This window comes from Pseudomonas sp. B21-036 (genome assembly GCF_024748925.1).
GTDB classification, from domain to species: domain Bacteria; phylum Pseudomonadota; class Gammaproteobacteria; order Pseudomonadales; family Pseudomonadaceae; genus Aquipseudomonas; species Aquipseudomonas palmensis.
Genome location: NZ_CP087178.1, coordinates 1,687,469 through 1,708,093, shown reverse-complemented (window position 1 = coordinate 1,708,093; position 20,625 = coordinate 1,687,469). Strand labels below are relative to the sequence as shown.

The 20,625-nt window shown below is 64.1% G+C and carries 16 protein-coding genes; 1 reads left to right on the top strand and 15 read right to left on the bottom strand.

Features of this window, described 5'->3' with window-relative positions; translation table 11 throughout:
* Nucleotides 1-45: 45 nt before the first annotated feature.
* The 6 genes from fliG to fleQ form a co-directional block, all read right to left on the bottom strand.
* Nucleotides 46-1,065: a flagellar motor switch protein FliG gene (fliG, locus tag LOY33_RS07730; RefSeq protein ID WP_043861805.1), complete on the bottom strand. Its 1,020-nt coding sequence runs from the start codon at nucleotides 1,063-1,065 to the stop codon at nucleotides 46-48.
* The gene (gene fliF, locus LOY33_RS07725) at nucleotides 1,058-2,836 is read right to left on the bottom strand and encodes a flagellar basal-body MS-ring/collar protein FliF (RefSeq protein WP_043861804.1); all 1,779 of its coding nucleotides are present in this window, start codon (nucleotides 2,834-2,836) and stop codon (nucleotides 1,058-1,060) included. The genes fliG and fliF overlap by 8 nt, the downstream gene beginning before the upstream one ends.
* A gap of 15 nt (nucleotides 2,837-2,851) precedes the next feature.
* The gene (gene fliE, locus LOY33_RS07720) at nucleotides 2,852-3,178 is read right to left on the bottom strand and encodes a flagellar hook-basal body complex protein FliE (RefSeq protein WP_043861803.1); all 327 of its coding nucleotides are present in this window, start codon (nucleotides 3,176-3,178) and stop codon (nucleotides 2,852-2,854) included.
* Nucleotides 3,179-3,294: 116 nt separating this feature from the next.
* Complete coding sequence (locus LOY33_RS07715) at nucleotides 3,295-4,680, bottom strand: sigma-54 dependent transcriptional regulator (RefSeq protein WP_258662394.1); 1,386 nt, start codon at nucleotides 4,678-4,680, stop codon at nucleotides 3,295-3,297.
* Nucleotides 4,677-5,885: a PAS domain-containing sensor histidine kinase gene (locus tag LOY33_RS07710; protein ID WP_054915635.1), complete on the bottom strand. Its 1,209-nt coding sequence runs from the start codon at nucleotides 5,883-5,885 to the stop codon at nucleotides 4,677-4,679. The genes LOY33_RS07715 and LOY33_RS07710 overlap by 4 nt, the downstream gene beginning before the upstream one ends.
* 206 nt (nucleotides 5,886-6,091) lie before the next feature.
* Nucleotides 6,092-7,510 (bottom strand): transcriptional regulator FleQ, encoded by a 1,419-nt coding sequence (gene fleQ, locus LOY33_RS07705; RefSeq protein WP_235384250.1) that lies wholly within the window; start codon nucleotides 7,508-7,510, stop codon nucleotides 6,092-6,094.
* Between fleQ and LOY33_RS07700 the strand changes: the two genes are divergently transcribed.
* Nucleotides 7,457-7,645 (top strand): hypothetical protein, encoded by a 189-nt coding sequence (locus LOY33_RS07700; protein WP_229590459.1) that lies wholly within the window; start codon nucleotides 7,457-7,459, stop codon nucleotides 7,643-7,645. The genes fleQ and LOY33_RS07700 overlap by 54 nt on opposite strands.
* Nucleotides 7,646-7,739: 94 nt before the next feature.
* Here the strand turns inward: LOY33_RS07700 and LOY33_RS07695 are convergent, their stop codons facing one another.
* The 9 genes from LOY33_RS07695 to LOY33_RS07655 all read right to left on the bottom strand — a co-directional run bounded on the left by LOY33_RS07695 (nucleotide 7,740) and on the right by LOY33_RS07655 (nucleotide 20,574).
* The gene (locus LOY33_RS07695; RefSeq protein ID WP_043861799.1) at nucleotides 7,740-8,036 is read right to left on the bottom strand and encodes a flagellar assembly protein FliT; all 297 of its coding nucleotides are present in this window, start codon (nucleotides 8,034-8,036) and stop codon (nucleotides 7,740-7,742) included.
* A 9-nt stretch (nucleotides 8,037-8,045) separates the two neighbouring features.
* Entirely contained in the window at nucleotides 8,046-8,441 is a 396-nt protein-coding gene (gene fliS / locus LOY33_RS07690; RefSeq protein WP_043861798.1) for a flagellar export chaperone FliS, read from the bottom strand.
* A 133-nt stretch (nucleotides 8,442-8,574) separates the two neighbouring features.
* A complete protein-coding gene (fliD, locus tag LOY33_RS07685) occupies nucleotides 8,575-9,984 on the bottom strand; it encodes a flagellar filament capping protein FliD (protein ID WP_078480281.1) in 1,410 nt (469 codons plus the stop codon).
* A gap of 72 nt (nucleotides 9,985-10,056) precedes the next feature.
* Nucleotides 10,057-10,422, bottom strand: a complete 366-nt coding sequence (locus LOY33_RS07680) for a flagellar protein FlaG (RefSeq protein ID WP_043861796.1) — start codon at nucleotides 10,420-10,422, stop codon at nucleotides 10,057-10,059.
* Nucleotides 10,423-10,494: 72 nt separating this feature from the next.
* Nucleotides 10,495-11,343 carry a flagellin domain-containing protein gene (locus LOY33_RS07675; RefSeq protein WP_054915638.1) on the bottom strand — a complete coding sequence of 283 codons (849 nt, stop codon included), beginning with the start codon at nucleotides 11,341-11,343 and terminating at the stop codon, nucleotides 10,495-10,497.
* Nucleotides 11,344-11,611: 268 nt separating this feature from the next.
* Nucleotides 11,612-12,553: a ketoacyl-ACP synthase III gene (locus tag LOY33_RS07670; protein ID WP_054915639.1), complete on the bottom strand. Its 942-nt coding sequence runs from the start codon at nucleotides 12,551-12,553 to the stop codon at nucleotides 11,612-11,614.
* A gap of 238 nt (nucleotides 12,554-12,791) precedes the next feature.
* Complete coding sequence (locus tag LOY33_RS07665) at nucleotides 12,792-16,367, bottom strand: glycosyltransferase (protein WP_258662391.1); 3,576 nt, start codon at nucleotides 16,365-16,367, stop codon at nucleotides 12,792-12,794.
* 37 nt (nucleotides 16,368-16,404) lie between these two features.
* The gene (rffA, locus tag LOY33_RS07660) at nucleotides 16,405-17,568 is read right to left on the bottom strand and encodes a dTDP-4-amino-4,6-dideoxygalactose transaminase (protein ID WP_054915641.1); all 1,164 of its coding nucleotides are present in this window, start codon (nucleotides 17,566-17,568) and stop codon (nucleotides 16,405-16,407) included.
* A gap of 219 nt (nucleotides 17,569-17,787) precedes the next feature.
* Complete coding sequence (locus LOY33_RS07655; RefSeq protein WP_258662388.1) at nucleotides 17,788-20,574, bottom strand: glycosyltransferase; 2,787 nt, start codon at nucleotides 20,572-20,574, stop codon at nucleotides 17,788-17,790.
* Between the last annotated feature and the right edge of the window lie 51 nt (nucleotides 20,575-20,625).

Below are 20,625 nucleotides of genomic sequence, written 5' to 3'. Positions count from 1 at the left end.
CGGCAAGGCCGGCTCCTGTGGAGGAGCCGGGGCCGGCGAACGGCTTTAGATCATTTCTTCGGCGCCCTTGCCGCCAAGCACGATCTCGCCGGCTTCGGCCATGCGCCGGGCAATGGTGAGGATCTCTTTCTGCGCCGTTTCCACGTCGCTGACCCGCACCGGGCCCTTGGCCTCGAGGTCGTCACGCAGCAGCTCGGAAGCCCGCTTGGACATGTTCTTGAAGATCTTGTCCTTGACCTTCTCGTCGGCGCCCTTGAGCGACACCACCAGCACGTCCGAGGACACCTCGCGCAACAGCGCCTGGATACCGCGGTCGTCGACATCGGCCAGGTTGTTGAAGACGAACATGAGGTCTTCGATCTGCTCGGACAGCTCGCCGTCGACGTCGCGAATCGCGTCCATCAGCTGGCCTTCGACCGAACTGTCGAGGAAGTTCATGATGTCGGCCGCGCGCTTGATACCGCCCAGGGTGGTACGCGCCGCGTTGGAGTTGCCCGAGAACTGCTTCTCCAGAATCTGGTTGAGCTCCTTGAGCGCCGCCGGCTGCACGGTGTTGAGCGAGGAGACGCGCAGGATGATGTCCAGGCGCACCTTGTGATCGAAGTTGCCCAGCACCTCACCAGCCTGGTCGGGGTCCAGGTAGGCCACCACGATGGCCTGGATCTGCGGGTGCTCGTAGCGGATCACGTCGGCCACGGCACGCGGCTCCATCCACTTCAGGCTGTCCAGGCCGCTGGTGTTGCCACCCAGCAGGATGCGGTCGATCAGGCCGTTGGCCTTGTCCTCGCCCAGGGCCTGGGTGAGCATCTTGCGGATGTAGCCGTCAGAGCCGACACCCAGGCTGGTCTGGTCGCCGACGATCTCGACGAACTCGCTCATCACCTGCTCGACCTGTTCGCGATGGACGTTGCCCATCTGCGCCATGGCCACGCCGACCCGCTGCACTTCCTTGGGGCCCATGTGGCGCAACACCTGCGCCGCATCAGTTTCACCCAGCGACAGCAGCAGGATGGCCGCCTTGTCGACACGGGTCAGTTTGGCGGTAAGGGCTCGATTATCACTCATCGGCGTTGATCCACTCTTTCACGACCTGGGCCACACGACCCGGGTCTTCGGCCACCAGGCTCTTGATTGCGTTCAGCTGAGCGTCGTAACCCTCGCTCGGGCTAGGCAACAGAATGCTTTGCGGACCACCCAGGCTGACGCGGTCGTTGGCCAGATCGCCATCCAGACCGAGCATGCCGCCCAGTTCCATGTCGCCATCGGCACCGGCGCCCTGCTTGCCGTTGCCGGTGATGTTGTTGAGCACCGGGCGCAGCACGCCGAACACCAGCACCAGGATGAACAGCACGCCCATGACCTGCTTGATGATGTCCCAGAACCACGGTTGCTGGTAGAACGGAATCTCGGTGAACACTTCGCCACGGTCGGCGGCGAATGGCACATTGATCACGCTGACGCTGTCACCGCGGCTGGCATCGAAGCCGACGGCGTCCTGCACCAGGCGCGTGAAGCGCGCCAGGTCTTCGGCCCCCCATGGGGCGCGTGTCGACTCGCCAGTGGCCGGGTCGAGCTTGACCTGGTCGTCGACCACCACCGCGACCGACAGGCGGCTCAGGCGCCCCTGCTGCTGGCGGGTGTGGCTGATGGAACGGTCCAGTTCGAAGTTCTTGGTCGATTGCTGACGCTTGTCGGCCGGGTACGGTGCGAGCATCGGCTGGCCGGTGGCCGGGTCCATGATCTGCTGGCCGTTGGCGTCCAGCAGCGGCTGGCCTGGTTGCACCATGCCCGCGGCGGCCTGTGCCTGACCGGTCTGCTGCGGCGCAGTGGCCGGGCCGGGTGGCTGGTTGCTCAGGGCACCAGGCACGCCCTGCGGGCCCATGCTGCTGGAGCGCTGTTCGTTCACCGACTGCTCGCTGCGCAAGGCAGGCTGGTCGGGGTTGAACTGTTCGGAGGTGGACTCGACCGCACTGAAGTCGACGTCGGCGGAGACTTCGGCCTTGTAGCGGTCGTTGCCCAGCACCGGCAACAGAATGTTGTGCACGCGCTGGGTGAGCATGCCTTCCATGCGGCGGCTGTAGTCGAACTGCTTGCCGGCCATGGTCAGCTCGGAGTTCTCGCCCTGGTCGGACAGCAGGTTGCCCTTCTGGTCGACCACGGTCACCTGGGACTTGTTCAGTTCCGGAACGCTGGACGCCACCAGGTTGACGATGGCCGCCACCTGGCCGGGCTCGAGGCCACGCCCCGAATACAGCTCGACCAGTACCGAGGCACTGGGCTTGCGCTCGTCGCGCACGAACACCGAGCTTTTCGGAATGGCCAGGTGCACGCGGGCACCCTTGACGTTGTTCAGGCTGGAGATGGTACGCGCCAGTTCACCTTCCAGGCCGCGACGATAACGGGTGGCCTCCATGAACTGGCTGGTGCCCAGCCCCTGCTCCTTGTCGAGCAGTTCGAAGCCGACGTTGCCGTCGCCTGGCGCCACGCCGGCCGCGGCAAGTTTCAGGCGCGCACGGGAGAGGTCTTCGGACTTGACCAGCAGCGCCCCGGAGCTGGGCTCGACGTTGTAGGCGATGTCGGCGGCGGACAGGGTGTCCATGACCTGCTTGGTGTCCATGCCGGCAAGGCTTGGGTACAGCGGGCGGTAGTCGGGCTGCTGCGACCACAGCACCACGGCAAAGCCGATCGCCACGCTCGCCGCCAACCCGACCAGCAGGCCGACCTGACGCAGCATGGGCATCTCTGCGATGTTTTCCAGAAAGGACATGCCGAACAGCGGCGGCTTGGGCGCCGGGCTGCCTTTGGCGGGCACGTTATCAACGACTGCTTCGGCCATGACTCAATCTCGCCCTTATACCGGCATCTGCATGATGTCTTGATACGCCTGCACCAGCTTGTTGCGCACCTGGGTCAAGGCCTGGAACGACACGCTGGCCTTCTGCGAGGCGATCATCACGTCGGTAAGGTCGACGCCGCTCTTGCCGATCTCGAAGGCGTTGGCCAACTGGGTGGACGCCTGCTGGGTATCGCTGACCTTGTTGATGGCCTGGCCAAGCATGTCGGCAAAACCGCTCGAGCCAAGCTCTGGCGCAGGGGCAGCCTTCGACATCGACATGGCGTCCGCCTGCATGGCCCGCATGTCCAACATCAATCGATTAAATTCAACACCTTGGCTCATTGACTCTTCTCTCCGACGACCCGCATTTTTTTGACACTACGCAGCGGACAGGCAGAACTTAGCAACAAGAGTGCCAGCTCTACCCACAGGACCAACAAAAACGACCGGTTACGGCGTCACACGCCGCTGGCGTAGAGACTCGCCTCCACATCCAGGCCGGCATCACGCATCTGTGCCAGCTTGTAGCGCAAGGTGCGCGGGCTGATGCCCAGACGCTCGGCAGCCTCCTTGCGGCGCCCGCGCTCGGCGCGCAGGGTATCGATGATCATCTGGAACTCGTGGCGGCGCAGATCATCCCCCAGCCCGGCTGGTTCGGACGGCTCGGCCAGCACCGGCACCGGCTCTACGGGCGATATCGCCAGCAGCGGCAACGCCCCGGCCAGGCAGAAGTCCGCCGCCTCGATCACCCCGCCCTGCTGCAGGATCAGCGCCCGCTGGATGGCGTTGTCCAGCTCGCGCACGTTGCCCGGCCACGGATAGCCTTGCAGGCAGGCCTGAGCCTGGGCCGACAGGCGCACGGGGGCATGCTTCATTTTATTGACGTGTCGCGCCAGCAGACGCTCGGCCAGCGGCAGAATGTCGGCGCTGCGCTCGCGCAGCGGTCGCCAGGCCAGCGGGAACACCGACAGGCGATAGAACAGGTCTTCGCGAAACCGCCCCGCCGCCACTTCGCCGGCAAGGTCGCGGTTGGTGGTAGCGACCACGCGGATGTCCAGCGCGATCGGCTTGCGCCCGCCTACCCGCTCGACCTCGCGCTCCTGCAGCACTCGCAGCAGCTTGGCCTGCAGCCCCAGCGGCATTTCGGAAATCTCGTCGAGCAGCAGCGTGCCACCGTCGGCCTGCTCGAACTTGCCTGGCTGGGCGGCTATCGCCCCGGTGAACGAGCCCTTTTCATGTCCGAACAACGTGGCTTCGAGCATGTTGTCGGGGATGGCGGCGCAGTTGATGGCCACGAATGGCTGGTCGGCACGCAGGGACTGCTGGTGAATGTAGCGCGCCAGCACCTCCTTGCCGGTGCCCGATTCGCCGGAAATCAGCACGGTGGAATCACTGCGCGCCACCCGCGCGGCCAGTTCGAGCAACTGCGCACTGGCAGGCTCGCGCGCCACCGGACCGTCGGCGTCCGCGCCGCTGGCAACGCCCAGGGCATGACGGGCCACCAGGTCGAGCAATGCGCGTGGCTCGAAGGGCTTGACCAGATAGTCCGCAGCGCCCTGGCGCATCGCATCCACTGCACGCTCAACGGCAGCGTGCGCGGTCATCAGCAGCACCGGCAACTGCGGCTGGCGGGCCCGCAACGCGGCCAGCAACTGGTGGCCGTCCATTCCCGGCATGTTGACGTCGCTGACCACCAGGCTGAAGGGCTGACTGGCCGCCACTTCCAGCGCTTCTTCGGCCGAGCCCACTGCATGATAGGCAAAACCGCCCAGCTCCAGGGTATCGGCCAGGGCCTGGCGCAGTACGCGGTCATCCTCGACCAGCAGAACCTTGATCGCCCTCATGCCGTTGCCTCCAGCGGTGCGCCGATCAGCGGCAGGGTCACCAGCGCGCAGGTACCGCGCCCGGGGCGCGAGCGTAGCTGCACGGTGCCCTGGTGTGCTCGGGCAACCGCCATCACCACCGCCAGGCCAAGCCCGGTGCCAGTGGCCTTGGTGGTCAGGAACGGCTCGCCCAGGCGCGCCAGCAATGCACTGTCGATGCCCGGCCCGGCATCGCTGATGCACAGGCGCAGGCTTTGCCCGCGACGATACAGGTGTACCTTGAGCCGAGCAGCGCCGGGCGCGGCCTGCAGGGCGTTTTCAATGAGATTGAGCAGCGCCCCCACCAGGGTGTCGCGGTTGCACAGCAATTCGCCCAGGTGGCTGTCGCACTGCCAGCGCACAGCATGCCCCTGTACATGTACCTGCGCGGCCTGCTGCAGCGCCTGGAACAACGCCTTGGGGGTCACACGGTCGGTCAGCGGCAGTTCGCCGCGGGCGAACACCAGCATGTCGCGTACCTGGTGCTCGAGTTCGTGCAGACGCTCCTTGAGGCTGCCGGCAAAACGCTGACGGGTGTCCAGCGGCAGGTCCTGCTCGGCCAGGTGACTGGCATACAGCAAGGCGGCCGACAGTGGCGTGCGGATCTGATGCGCCAGCGAGGCCACCATTCGCCCCAGGGTCGACAGGCGCTCGTGCCGCGCCAGCTGGCTTTGCAGGTGGCGGGTTTCGGTGAGATCGGTCAACAGCACCAGCTGGCCCGGCTCGGCATCCAGCGAGCGGGTAGCGATCGACAGGCGGCGACCATCGCGCAGCGACACTTCGTGGCCGTCGTCCTCGCGCGGCGCAAAGCTGCGGGCGATCACCTGACGCCACAGCTCGCCCACCAGCGGCTGACCCAGCAGTTCGACGGCGGCCGGGTTGGCCTCGCGCACGCGGCCCTGGCCGTCGATCACGATCACCCCGCCGGGCAACAGCGACAGCAGGTTCTGCAGGCGGTTGGCCAGTCGCTCCTTCTCCGCCAGCTCCGCCATGCGCTGCGCACTGACCACGGCCAACTCCCCCTTGAGCTCGGTGACACGGGCCTCGAGCAGGTTGTAGGACTGGCTCAGTTGGGTCGACACCTGGTCGAACAGGGCAAACGCCTGCTCGAGCCCCTGACGACTCTGCTGTTCGGCGGCGTCAGAACGCCTGGGCTCGGCGGCGGGGATGTGGGCGGCGTGGGGCATGGGTTGCTCTCTCGCATGGCTCACCGTCATAAAACGGTATGTTGCCAGCGGTATAGCAATAGACGTGCCGGATACTTTGACGGGGGGGTGCCAGCAGCAGCGGCGCGCCGCCCAAAGCCAGCAAGGGCAGGCTTTACAGCCCTGTGGAAAATAGGGGTATTGCGTTCGGCAGGCCCCGGTCGGGGCCTGCCAGCAGGAAGCAGGCGTCAATCCTCCGCCTGTTCGTCTCCATCGCGACGGCTCATGCCGTACTTGCGCATTTTTTCCACCAGCGTGGTGCGGCGGATGCGCAGGCGCTCTGCGGCACGCGCCACGATACCGTTGGCATCGTCCAGCGCCTGCTGGATCAGGCCCTGCTCGAGGCTGCCCAGGTAGTCCTTGAGGTCGAGACCTTCGGGCGGCAACATCGCATGGTTGCTGAAATTGGGCGTATGGCCGTTGATTGCCACGCGCTCTTCCAGGTCCGAGCGCAGGCTGTCGACCAGTTGCTCGTCCTCATCATCGACGTAGCGGAACTTCTTCGGCAGCTCGGACACGCCGATCACGCCATACGGGTGCATGATCGCCATGCGCTCCACCAGGTTCGCCAGCTCGCGCACGTTGCCCGGCCAGCCATGGCGGCACAGCGACATGATCGCGGCGGAATTGAAGCGGATCGACCCCCGCTTCTCGTGCTCCATGCGCGAGATCAACTCGTTCATCAGCAGCGGAATGTCTTCGACCCGCTCACGCAGCGGGGCCATCTCGATCGGGAACACATTGAGGCGGTAGTACAGGTCTTCGCGAAAGCTGCCCACCTCGATCATGCTCTCGAGGTTCTTGTGAGTGGCGGCGATGATGCGCACATCGATGCTCTGGGTCTTGTTGCTACCCACACGCTCGAAGGTGCGCTCCTGCAGCACGCGCAGCAGCTTGACCTGCATCGGCAGCGGCATGTCGCCGATTTCGTCGAGGAACAGGGTGCCGCCATTGGCTAGCTCGAAACGCCCGGCACGGCTGGTGATGGCGCCGGTGAACGCCCCCTTCTCGTGACCGAACAGTTCGCTTTCGAGCAGCTCGGCCGGGATCGCGCCGCAGTTGACCGGCACGAACGGCGCTTCACGGCGCTTGGAATGGTAGTGCAGGTTGCGCGCGACCACTTCCTTGCCCGTACCCGACTCGCCGAGGATCAGCACGCTGGCGTCGGTGTCGGCCACCTGCTGCATCATCTGGCGCACATGCTGGATGGCGCGGCTGGTACCGACCAGGCTACGGAACAGGTTGGGCTCACGCTGACGACCGCGCTCGCGGGCCTGGTCGTACATCTCGCGATAGACCTGGGCACGGTGCAGCGAATCAAGCAGCTTGCTGTAGCTGGGCGGCATCTCCAGGTTGGAAAGCACCCGGCGGCGCAGGTCCTCGGGCAACTCGGCAGAAGATATTTCACCCAACAGCAATACCGGAAGGAACTCATCCCAGGCAGCCACGGTCTTAAGCAAGCCCAAAAGGCTTGCCGGAGCGTTCACGGTGCCGACCAGGACACAGAGTACTTCACGGCTGGATGACAACGACTGAACGACCTGCTGCCAATCGTGGCTGGAGCAGGAAAGATTTTCTTCGCCAAGAAAATTCAGCACCACCGCCAGGTCGCGGCGGCGAGCGTCATCGTCATCGATCAGGAGAATTTTGGTTTCACGCCACATGCAATCGAAACTTCCCTAGTCAACTCGACACCCAATGTGGGCATGCTCGACATCCATTCCGACTGGAGCGGTCAGTGATCGGACGTCTGAAATTAGAAAACAGCCACTAGTTAAGTCAAAAAATCGTACACAGTCAAATTTATGGCGCACTGCATTTTCGAACCGTCCAGCGTCAGCTGAACAGATGGTATACCTTTGCGGCGTTTTTCGCTTGGCGGATCTGCGTCATCTCGTCGACTATTGTTTGACGTTCACCACTTGCAACATCAATTAGTTGGCGGTAGACGTCGAGCAATTCCTCAAGACTGGTGCGCAGAACCTGTTCGTTGGTCGATGCCTCGGCCAGTACGTCCTCGACGCAAACACGGCAGCTCAGGTCCAGTTCGGTGATCGTTTCCCAGTCGCGGCTGGCCAATGCCCCGAGCAGGGCTTCGCGGGTTTGTTCGATACGTTCGAGCACGGCACTCATGGCGTTCTCCTAGACGTCGGCGACCTGATCGCCGATCGCGTCCCAACCTTCCTTGACGGTAATCAGCAGGCGTGCGACTTCATTGAGGATCTCCGGGTCGTTCTGCACGTTGGCCTCGACCAGGCGCCTGCTCATGTAGGCGTACAGCCCATCGATGTCGGCCAGTGCCTCGGCCTGGTTTTCGAGGTCGAGCCCTTCGCGCAGACCGCCGATGATCCCGATGGCCTTGCCGATCAGGATGCCCTTCTGGGCCAGGTCATTGCGCGCGATTGCACCTTTGGCCTGCGCGATGCGATCCAGCCCGCCCTGCATGAGCATCTGCACGAGACGGTGCGGGCTGGCCTCGGAGGTCTGCGCCACGCCGTTGACTTTCTGATACTGCCGAAGGGCCAACATAGGGTTCATGTTCTACCTCGTAACAAACGAAAAGGTTCATATACCGCCTGTATCGCCTGCGGGTCAAAAAACTTTAACCCCGAAAACGAAAAGCCCGGAGCACCCGAAGGGGTGCTGCCGGGCTTTTTTGCGGCCCCTGCTATCAGGAGTTCTTCTGCTGCGCTTCGATCGAGGCGAACATCGAGGCAATGTTCTTGCGCTGCGCCTCGAGCTTGCCGACCAGGGTATCCATGGCCACGTAGCGTTTGGTCAGCGACTCGGTCAGCGACGCAATGCGCCGATCCAGGGCCTCCTGCTGGTTCTCGAGGTCTTTCTGCAGCCTGTCCAGGCCGTTCTTGCGCGAGTCGAGAATGCCACCGGTCTGCAGGTACGGTTCGATCGCCTTGTTCATGTGCGCGAACACGCCATTTTTACCGGTGAAGAGCTCCTGCACGTCGGCACCGAGCTTCTTGTCCTTCATCGCCGCGTCGTACTTGACGGAGTTGAACTCGAGGGTACCGTCCTTCTGGGTGTTGATGCCCAGCTGGCTGAGGGTGGTCAGGCGGGTACCGTCCGACTCGGTCGCCAATTGGCTGCGCAGGTCGCTCAGCAGCGAACGGGTGGTCGGGTCGTTGGTCAACGGGCCCAGCACGGTGTTGCCATCGGCATCCTTGCTCACGGAGGTCAGGTTGGTGACCGCCTTGATCAGGGTGTTATAGGCATCGACATAGGCCTGCACCGATTTTTTCAGGCCATCGGTGTTCTCACCCACCGTAACCTGTACAGCCTTGCTGGCGTCGGGGCCGGTTGCCTGAAGCAGGTCCAGGCTGATGCCACTGATGGCACCGGTGACGGTATTGCTCTTGCTCGTGACCGGCAGGCCGTCGACGTACAGTTTTGCGTCCTTGGCCGGCTCACCGATGTAGCCGGCACCGTCACCATCCATCTTCTCGCCCGGCGCGATCTTGAGCGCGTCGATGGTGCCGTCGACGGAAATGTCCGTACCCTCACCGGTCTTGGTCGAACTGAACACCAGGCGCGAACCGTCTGCACCATTGACCAGGTTGGCAGTGATGCCTTTCTCGGACAGCGACGAGTTGATGGTGTCGCGCACGGACTGCAAGGTTGCACCAGGGCCGACCTTGACGGTGTGGGTGACACCGTCCTGGGTAATCAGCAGGTCGCCTTCGGGAATCGGCGTGGTGGCGCCGGTGTCGAAGTTCTGGCTGGCCACCTTGGACGAGGTGGCCAGGTTGTCGACACGGATCGTGTAGGTACCAGGCACCGCGGTATTGTTAGAGGTTGCCTTGATCGCGGCGTCGTTGCTGGACGTTGCCGCATAGGCATTGAACGACGGCGCGAGGGGATCATTGAGCTTCTTCATCGCCGCCTGATAGACAGACAGCGCGCTCTTGAGCGATGCGACACCAGAAAGCATGGCCGAGTTGTTGGCAGTCTGGCGTTTGATCTGGTTGGCTTTCGGATCGGTTTCAGACGCCACCAGCGTGCTGACGATCTTGTTGATATCGACCCCAGAACCCAGACCGGTGCCCGGTAAAATTGAACTCGCCATTGCTATTCCCTCTTGGTTGCGCGCCGCCCCTAGCCGATCAAGGCTAGCGAACGTGCTGCTCGGACGCCAGCATCAGACCTTGGCGTTGAACAGCAGGCTGTTAACATCGCTCAGACTGTGGGCAATTCTCAACGCCTCTTCCGAAGGAAGTTGGCGGATCAGCTCACCGGTTTCACTGGCGATGACTTTAACTACAATTCGGCCGGATTCTTCATCCGTGGAAAATTCGAGATTGCGACGCGACGAGGCGAGAAACTTCTCGATGTCCTTGAGCGCGTTCTTGACCTTCTCAGCTTCGGTCAGGCCGCTGTCGGCGCTTTCCTTCGCTGGCTTGATGGATTCGACAGCCTCCACGGGCTTGACCGCAGGGCGCTCGGTGGGCTGCTCCACAGGCTTTGCAGCCTGGTAGGACAGGTTCAGCTTGACGCTCATATCCATGCCAACCACCTCTCAATGCAAAAGGCGGGGGAGCGCCACAGGTGCACTCCCCCGCCGATAACCATCAGGCGATTACTGAAGCAGTTTCAGTACGGCGGATGGCAGCTGGTTGGCCTGGGCCAGAACCGAAGTCGAAGCTTGTTGCAGAGTCTGCTGCTTGGTCAGCTGAGCGGTCTCGGCAGCGAAGTCGGTATCTTGTACACGACCACGGGCAGCGTCGGCGTTTTCGTTGATGTTCTGCAGGTTGTTGATGGTGCTGGTCAGACGGTTCTGAACGGCACCCAGTGCAGCACGGCCTTCACCGATGGTCTTGACCGCAGCATCGATCGCGTCCATTGCAGCCGAGAAGTTGGTCTCGGCAGTGGCGCTGTCGCTACCGGCGATGGTGATGGCGTTGGTGATACCCAGGTCGCTGGCCAGGTACTTGCCGGTCAGGTCGATGCTGATCTGGTTGATGCCACCGGTTTCCGAACCGACCTGGAAGGTCATGGTGCTGGCGGAACCGTCCAGCAGGTTCTTGCCGTTCAGCTGGGTGGACTGAGCGATACGGGTCAGCTCGTCACGCATCTGAGCGAACTCGGAGTTCAGCGAGTCACGGTTGTCCGAATCGTTCGAGTCGTTTCGCGATTGCAGAGCCAGTTCACGCATACGCTGCAGGATGTTGACCTGCTCTTGCATCGCGCCTTCAGCGGTCTGGGCGATCGAGATACCGTCGTTGGCGTTTTTGATTGCCATGGTCTGACCGCGGATCTGCGAGGTCATACGGGTAGCGATCTGCAGGCCAGCGGCGTCGTCTTTGGCGCTGTTGATTTTCAGGCCGGAAGACAGGCGAGTCATCGAGGTGCTCAGGGCGTCGGAAGCGCGGTTCAGGTTTTTCTGAACGTTCAGCGACGTGACGTTGGTGTTTACGGTTAATGCCATGACGAATTCCTCGTTTGTGGGTATTGCGGCTTCCGGCCCTGGCAAGCGCCGGGTGTGGCCTAGAGAACCTTCGTAATAGTTATCGTCGTCTGTGCAGGTTGCTTTAGGGGTTTTTTGAAAATTTTTACTGGCACCCTGCCACCCCAATGAAATCAAGGGTTTGACGCCAGCTTTATGGCCCCTGCGGCACAGCCTTGGTTGTGGCATACCGCAAAGGCAAAAAAAAGCGCCACCTTCAAGGCAGCGCTTCTGTAGACGGGAGGTCGGTTCAGTCCCGACGCTCGATGATTGCCGAGCCCCACGACAGGCCCACGCCAAAACCGCTCAAGGCCACACGCCTGTGCTGGGTGCCCAGTACGTGCTTTTCCAGCAGCAACGGAATGCTCGAGGACACCGTGTTGCCGGTCTCGACCATGTCCTTGACGAATTTCTCGATGGTTTCGGGCTTGTCTTCCTCGAAGCGGCGCGCCACGGCATCGACGATTGCCGCACTGCCCTGGTGAATGCAGAACAGGTCGATGTCGTTGGCCCCCAGGTTGCTCGCCTCGAGCAACTGACGCAGGTGCGCAGGTACCTTGAGCAACGCGAAGTTGAACACCTGGCGACCGTTCATGAAGAACACCCCGTCATTCACCTTCAGGTGCTCTGCGCCGCCGCCGTCGGTGCCAAAGCTCGATTTGCCCAGTTGCCAGGCCGCGTCCTCGCCCATCCAGGTGACCGTGGCAGCATCACCGAACAGCATGGTGGTGTTGCGATCTTCCGGATCGACGATCTTGGAATAGGGATCGGCGGTGATCAGCAGGCCGTTCTTCAGCCCCGCCGCCTCCATGAAGCCCTTGATGGCATAAAGGCCGTAGACGTAACCGGAACAGCCCAGGGAAATGTCGAAGGCCGCCACATGGGTGGGCAAGCCAAGCTTGTGCTGGACGATCGCGGCAGTGTGCGGCAACCCTTCGGCGTCGCCGTTCTGGGTGACCACGATGAGCACATCGATCGACTCCGGGGACAACGAAGGATTGGCAGCGAACAGGACCTTGGCGGCCTCTACACACAAGTCCGAGGTCTCCTGACCTGCCTCCTTGCGCGGCAGAAAGGTCGAACCGATCTTGCCCAGAATGAAGTCCTGATCCTTGCCGAATTTCGCACCCTGGGCGTAATTGTTCAGACCCTCGACAGGTACGTAACTCGCGATACTTTTGATGCCAATCATTGTGGCTTCCCGATAGATATGCGGATTTTCACGGGCCTCACTCCCCTGCAGGCAAGGGATCTCACGCAGCGCCGCTCCAGGCCACCTGCACCGCCCGCTGATTCATTAGCTTAGAGATGCACGTTTCGACTGCCAAGTCACGGCATTGTACGCGAACCAGGGCGATGCTTGTGCACAGCACTTCACGGTCACGTGAGGACGGCCAGGTCGGGAAGGCCCGACCGCCCTGCAAAACCGCTCAGCCCGCCAGCCAGGCCGCGCGCCACAGCGCCAGGCGCTCGCCCTCGAGCAGCCAGTCGCGCCGCACGCTGGCCTGCAGCACCTCGCCCAGGCTGGCGGAAGCCTGCGGGTCGCCCAGGTGCAGGCGGATCGCGGCCAGCCAGTCGGCCGTGGTGTTGGCCACGCGGGTCAGCGGCAGCACATCGACACCGGCAAAGCCCGGCACATTGCTGCAGATGATCGGGTAGCCACAGGCGGCGTACTCCAGCAACCCCGGGTTGCCCGAGCAGGCATTGAGCAGGCTCTGGGCCATGGGCGCCAGCGCCAGGTCCAGGTTGAGCGCGGCCAGCGCTGCGGCCTGCCGTTCGGGGGCGACGGCGGCGTGTACCTCCTTCATGTAGGGGCGCAGGGCCTCGGGGCAGTCGCCCAGCGCCACCCACTCCACCTCCGCGGCCAGCGTCCTGACCACATCGACCAGCAGGTCGGCATCCACCGCCCCGGCCCAGCCGACACGGGGCTTGCTGCCCATGCCACGCTTGCCCTGGAGATTGCGCCACCATCGGCCCGGCAAGCTGGCCTCCAGCACACGAATATCGTCGTGCTGGCCTGCCAGCAACTCGGCCAGCGCGGGCGCAGGCACGATGATGCGATCGGCGAGGATCACCGCGCTCTGCAAGCGCTGGCTGATTTCGTCGGCGCCAAACCCGGCATGCGCGCCCTGCAAGCGCATCTGCGGGAGGTAGCCGTCCACGTCGAGCACCTTGAACGCCCGCGAGAACGCCCGCAGGCGCCGCATGGCCAGCAGTTGCGCGTCATCGAGCGGGCGCTGCAGCAGCACGGTGTCCGGTGCGTAGCGCTCCAGCTCCACGGCAGACAGCAGGTGCGGCGTGACCAGCCCGTCCACCCACCCCGCCTCGCGCAGCGCCTTGAACGGCTCGACGATGCGCTGCTGGCCGGCGCCCTGCAGGTCGGCCGGGTGAGCCAGCAACATGGGCAGCGGGTGCCAGCTTTTCAGCGGGTTCCACACCAGCGAGTTGCTCGCCCGGACAAAGCCACCCGGCACCTGCAACGACAGGTTGGCGTTGTATGCCGGATCGCGGGCCAGGCGTGGCAGCCAGCGGGCCAGCAGAGCGTCCTCCTGCTCCGTGGTCGCCGCGTCGCGCTCGCAAGCGTCCATCAGCAATTGCACATGGGGCGTCCAGACGTTCAGGTAACCGGCCTCCTGCAGCCTCAGGCACAGGTCGACATCCACCCAGCGGGCCAGCAGCGGATCTTCGGCAAAGCCGCCGGCCTCAAGGAACAGCGCCCGGCGCAGCATCAGGCATTCGCCACTGAGCGCCGAACAGTCCTGATCGACCTGCAGCCGCCCCATGTAACCGGCCTGCTGATGATCGACCCCGTCGAATGCCGAGCCCACCAGGCCGGTGAGCCCCAGCACCAGGCCGGCATGCCGGACCTTGCCGTCGGCCGCCATCAGCTTGGCCCCCACCGCGCCCACCTCGGGCCGCTGGGCGTGATTGAGCAATTGCTGCAGCCAGTCGCGCGCGAGGATCCCCGCACGCGCATCCAGCCACAGCAGGAAATCGCCACGGGCCTGCTGCGCCGCGTGATTGCACATGGCAACCCGCGACTGGCCGGCAGCATAGTGCAGGACCTGAATCTGCTCACCGCCGATCTGCTCGACCATCGCCAGCCATTCACGGGCAGCCTCGTCCAGGGCAGACGGCGCCAGCAACAGCACTTCGAAGCCGCCAGCCAGCGCCGTGTTCTCCAGCAAGGTTTCGATGCAGCGCTGGAAGTGGCCGACGCTGCCTTCCAGGGCGATCAGGATACTCACCGAGGCGGCCTGGGCATGCCCGTAATCGAGACGATAACGGCCCGGCAACGACGCCAGCACCGCGACCTGCCCCTGCGTGTAACCGCGGGCCTGCAGGTGGCGTTCCAGCACCGCGCGCTCGTGGGCGCAATCACGCAATGGCAGGGCCTCGCCGATCAGCAACGGCTCGGCGACATGCCCCACGCAGCCCAGGCCCTGCTGTTCGACCAGGCGCAGCTGGTACTCCAGCTCGAACGCCCGAGCGCAGTCGAGGGCGAAGCCGCCCCGTTGCAACAAGGCCTGGCGCTGGTACAACCAGTGCCGCGACAGGCTTGCCGGGAAACTCAGCAGCAGGTCGAGGTTGAAATCCGGTCGCAGTGCGATGTCGGTGCTGCCATTGGTCGCGCGCATCGCTTCATCCGCCATGTACGCCAGGCAACCGGCCTCGGCACCGGCCAGCTCGAGTGCCGCGATCAGCAGGCCCGAGGCCGTGAATTCGACGCCCGCCTCCACGATCAGAAACCAGTCGCACCGGCTGTGCTGCAGCGCAGTATTGATGGCTTCAGCTTGCCGCTCCCGGGCACAGGGCACATGCCGTACCTGCGGGTTGGCCAACGACTGGTTGCCGAGCACGCTGACCTCAAGGTGCGGGTACAGGCAGCGCTGCGTACCCAGGCTGGCCAGGGTGGCGGCCAGGCGCTGGCGATCATCAGCGTCATCCAGCACAAGCACACCGATGACCGGCATCGACTGGCTGTCGAGGCGCTCGTTGATCAGGCGCAGCTGCTGGGCATCAGGGTGGCGCTCGCGCAACCAGGACAGCACGCCCAGGTTCAGGTCCGCTGCTTCGAGCGCGGCCGCGGCCTGGGTCTTGGCAATGAACGTATCCAGCTGCTGCCAGAACGGCAGCGTTGCCAGCACGTAGCGCTGCAATGCCCCCTCCACCCCTGCCCTGGCGGTGGCCAGCGCGTCCGGCTGGTCAAGCAGGGCAAAGCCGGCGCTGCCAAGGAAGCCGGTTTCGAGAAACGTCTGGTCGACACCACTACCGGGCATGAAGATCACCGGGCAGCCACACAGCACGGCAATCACGCAGGTCATCGACCATTCGTAGCTGTACATCACCTCGGCCGAGCGCAGCACCTGGGCCAGTTCATGAAGCGGCAGCGCATTGGCGATGCGCAGCAACTGGATACCCTCGGGCAACAGCGAGTAGTCGATCTGCTCCAGGGGATGACGGTTCTGATACAGGTAGCAACCCCTGCGTGGCGTGCCCGCCGGCGGCGCCTTGAACAGGTCGATGTCGAGCACCGGCAGGCCCAGCAGGTCGGGGTTGGCGTGGCCGCGTTTTTCGGCCAGCGCCGGGCCGTAGTAGAACAACAGGTCGGTGGGCGCGGCCTCCATCGACTTGCCGTTGATCAGCCCTTCGAAGTTCAGCAAAAAGCGCGAGACCACCCTGCGCCCCAGCGGATTGCCGACCACCACCTCCGGATACACGGCGATGGCCACCTTGCCGTGTTGCTGATGCCGCTGCTCGGTGGCGGCGTCGAGCAGCGGCGTCTTCAGGTTGGGGTTGACCACCTTGGGCCCGCACAGATACGCCTCGCGCCCGTTCAGATTGAGCACGTGACACAGGTAGTGCAGCGACACGATGCCCGAGGAGGTGTCCCGGTAGTCGGGCGCCATGATGTAGTAAGGGTGTTCGGGTTTGGCGAACATCAGGGTGTGTCGAAACAACGCCTGCTCAAGGACCTGCGCGTCGACCTGCGAGGCATGCGACATGGTGAAACTCCAATCTCTGATTAGGGGCGTGCTGCTGTCAGCGCGAGGCGCTCGAAGGCTTGTCCTGGAAAAAGCGCGCGATGCACGCACACACATGCGCCACCTGGCGGCTACGCATGTCGGAAAACAACGGCAGGCGCAACAGGCGCTGCGAGACATCCGTGGTGATCGGCAACTGGCCGCTGCTGCGCGCATAACGCAGGCCGGCTGGCGAGTCATGCAATGGCACATAGTGGAACACCGCATTCACCCCATGCTCGCGCAGAAACGCGATCAACGCCGTGCGCTCTTCGACACTGCGCATCAGCAGGTAGAAGATGTGTGCGTTGGCCGGCTTGTCGTCCAGGGTACGCGGCAGCTGGAACAGACCATCGGCGGCCAGCGGTCGCAGCAGGCTGAAATACTTCTCGTACAGGGTCCGACGGTGCTTGTTGATGCGCTCGCCATGCTCGAGCTGCGCGTACAAAAATGCGGCCGTCAGCTCGCTGGGCAGGAACGACGAGCCGACATCCACCCAGGTGTACTTGCTCACTTCGCCGCGGCTGAAGGCCTTGCGGTTGGTGCCCTTCTGCCAGATGATCTCGGCCCGCTCGACCAGCCGCGGATCGTTGATCAGCAGGGCACCGCCCTCGCCGCTGATGACGTTCTTGGTTTCGTGAAAGCTCAGGCAGCCCAGGTGCCCGATGGTGCCCAGGGCGCGCTTGCGGTCGCGGGCCAGGATCGCCTGGGCGGCATCCTCGATCAGGAACAGGCCATGCTTTTCGCAGATCTGCGCCAAGGCATCCATGTCGCACGGCTGCCCGGCGTAGTGCACTGCCACCACCGCCTTGGTCTTGTCAGTGATGGCCGCCTCGACCAGGCGCTCGTCCAGGTTCAGGGTGTCGTCGCGAATGTCCACGAACACCGGTACCGCACCGCGCAGCACGAAGGCATTGGCCGTGGAGACGAAGGTGAAGGACGGCATGATGACTTCGTCGCCCGGCCCGACGTCGGCCAGGATCGCGGCCATTTCTAGCGCAGCGGTGCACGAATGGGTCAGCAGCGCCTTTTCACAGCCCAGGTTGTTTTCCAGCCAGCCCTGACACAGCGTGGTGAATTCGCCGTCCCCCGCAATGGAGCCGTTCATGACCGCCTGGGCAATGTAGAACAGCTCTTTGCCAACCACGAACGGCTTGTTGAAAGGGATAACCTGTTTGCTCACGGTAACGCCTCCATCGCACGGCCCTGGGGCCGATACGATCTGTGTAGGTTTTTCAGGCGATCACAACGGCGCACCTGCGGCTCGAAAAGCCCGCCCGCCCTGCGATGGCTGTCAATAAACTGCCGTACCCCGGCATGATCCTGACGCGGCGCTCATGCCTGAGCGGGTCGGGCACAAAAAAGCCGGGCACGAAACCCGGCTTTTGCAAAACCCGCGCCATCAGCCCAGGTCGGCGAGCCACTCCAGCACCGGCGAACCACCGGCAGCGACCGAGCGCGACACATCGACACCAAACCGGCCGTCGATGATCACCCGGCTGCTGAACGCAGCCGGCCAACGGCCTTCCAGCGCCTGGCAGACCTGGGCATCCGGCATTGGCACCTGGTCGCTGAGCAACTGCGCCTGTGGCGCCCAGATCACCAGCAGGCCGGCATCGGCTGCCTTCAGGCACAGCTCGATGTCGGCACCGCCCTCGGCAGACAGGCCATCGCACTGCTCGAACAGTGCCTTGCGTACCATCAGGCAGTCAGCCGACACCGCCGCACAACTGCGGACCACGCCCGACCACAGCGACGCCTTGCTGTCGCGCGTCGACACCCCCAGCCAGGGCGACTGCACCTGGGCGCCGGCAAGCAGTTCGTAACCGGCATGGCTGATGGCGGCTTCGCGGTCCACCAGACGCGCACCCACCACGCCCACTTCAGGGCGCTGGGCCTGGTTGAGCAGGGCTTCGATCCAGGCCGGCGTCACCACCTGGCAACGGCTGGAGAGCAGCACCAGGTACTCGCCACTGGCGTTGACGGCAGCCAGGTTGATGAGCTGCGAGGCTGACTGCACGTGTTCGCCGGCCAGCAGCTTGACCCGCCCGCCAAACCCTTGCAGCGCAGCGACCGTGAGGTCTGCCAGGGTGTCGCGGCAGGCCACCAGCACTTCATAGCGCGGGTAGCGGGTACGCTGCAGCACACTGGCCACGCAGGCCTTGAGTTGCTCGAGGTCATCGTCGGCCGCGATCAGGATGCTCACCAGCGGCGTGGACTGATGGCGGAAGTCGATCTGCAACTGCCCCTCGCCTGCATCATTGACCTGGCCACGGTAGCCCAGCGCCGCCAGGTGACGGTTGAGCGTGGACAGCGCGTCCTGGGCCATGCCCTCACGCCCGCCCCGACCGATCACCAGGTACTCGTCCATGTGTGCCAGGCAGTTCAGGCCGTTGTGCTCGACCAGACGCAGCAGCAGGTCGAACTCCACCGCCTGCGGGTAGGTTTCGCTGTAGCCGCCCAGTTCGACCACTGCCTCGCGACGTACCAGCCAGTGCTGCGACATCAGGTCGGGACGGCTGCGCAGCAGGTCCAGGTTGCCACCCTGGCGCACCACGCTGACCAGACGCCCGTCGGAGTCGCGCTGCACTTCGTTGGCGCAGATGGCCAGGCAGCCCGGGGCTGACGCCAGCTCCACCTGCAGGCGCAGCAAGCCGCCCACGGTCAGCAGGTCGCCGGCCTGCAGCAGCAACAGCCATTCACTTGGTACCTGACGCGCCACCTGGTTCAGGTGGGAGACGAAATTGCCCGGCGTCACCTGGATGAAATGCAGGGTATCGCGGGGCGTGGTCACCACCGGCGGCTTGCCGGCCTTGAGCACGACCAGCTTGAAGTCGCGCAGGCCACTGGCCAACAGGCTGTCGAAGGTGTTCTGCAGTGCGCCGTTGTCGTCTTCCAGGTCGACAACCACGAAGGCGATCTGCGCAGCACGCTGCTTGCTCAGGTGGGCGACGATGCGCTGCTGGGTGGCGGCGTCCGGCGTGGCAGCGGCAATCGACTCCTGCACCAGGCCCGAGGCGGTGGCCCTGAGCCACGCGGCCGGGTCGATGCCCGGCAGACCATCCAGGCGTTCCAGCCATGCCTGCAGCTCGCGGGCATCGGCCTGGACGTCCTCATCCACCAGGGTCGCAAGCAGACGGCGGCAAACCTCGGGGGTGAACACCCCCAGGTCCAACGCTTGCCAGTAGCGTGCCCTCAGGGTATCGACGGTGTCGTTGGGGTGCTCGCGCAACAGCTCGAACTGGCTCACCCAGGTACCCTCGACCGCCTGCCGATGGGCCTGTCCCACAGGCCAGGCGTGCAACAGGAACTCCAGACCGGTCAGTACCTCGAACAACGGCGCATTGTAGTAAGGCAGCTCGACAAACTGGCGCGGCTCGAACCTGCGCTCGGGCGCTGCATTCATGCCGCTCCAGGTGGAGGTGAACAGCAGATCGGTAGCAACACCACCCTGGGTGGCGCCAACGAACCGGTCGATGACGGTGAAGCCCTCATCGTCGGCGCATAGCCGAAGGTGGTCGGCGTCCCACTGGCGCAGCACGCGCACCGCACGCACTCGCTGCTCTTCGCGTTCGACCTGGCTCAGCCGGCTGTCGGCGTACTGCACCAGCGCATCGGTCTGGTCCAGCCGCTTGAGCGCGCCCTGGCCGAGCATCGAGTACGACACCACCACCAGCCAGGTATCGAAATCGAGCCCGGCGGGCAAGGTCGCCAGCACAGCCTGCAGCGTCGGTACTCGCACGAGCGCACGCCAGGCCGACTGTCCGCTGGCGGCATACTGCTCGATGGCAACACGTGCGTTTTCGCCAACGGCGGCATCAAGTGCATCGCCGATCTTGTGGTAGGCCACCTGCTTGCTGCCGGGGGCGTAGCCCAGCACGTAGCCCTGGGCCAACTGGCACTGCGGGTGCGCATGAAGATGCTCTGCCGCAGCCTCCAGGGCCTGAACACGGACAAAGTCGGTATCCAGCGCCAGGCTCACGAACGGCGTTGCAAGCTGCGAAAGCAGCGCCTGCAGCCCCTGGGTGCAGGCATCGCCAGTCAGGTTCGACGAGGCGTGCTCGACCACTGCACAGGCGAGACCCTGCGTCTTGTAGTAATGCAGTGCGCGCTCGCGATAGCCCTGCTCTTCATGCCCCAGCAGCACGACCGTAACGTCTTTGCCCAACCCGGTTGCGTTGTCAGTCATAAAGCACCTACCTCTGTTGTTGGATGCCCGACCAGGCGACTTGCCGGCCGG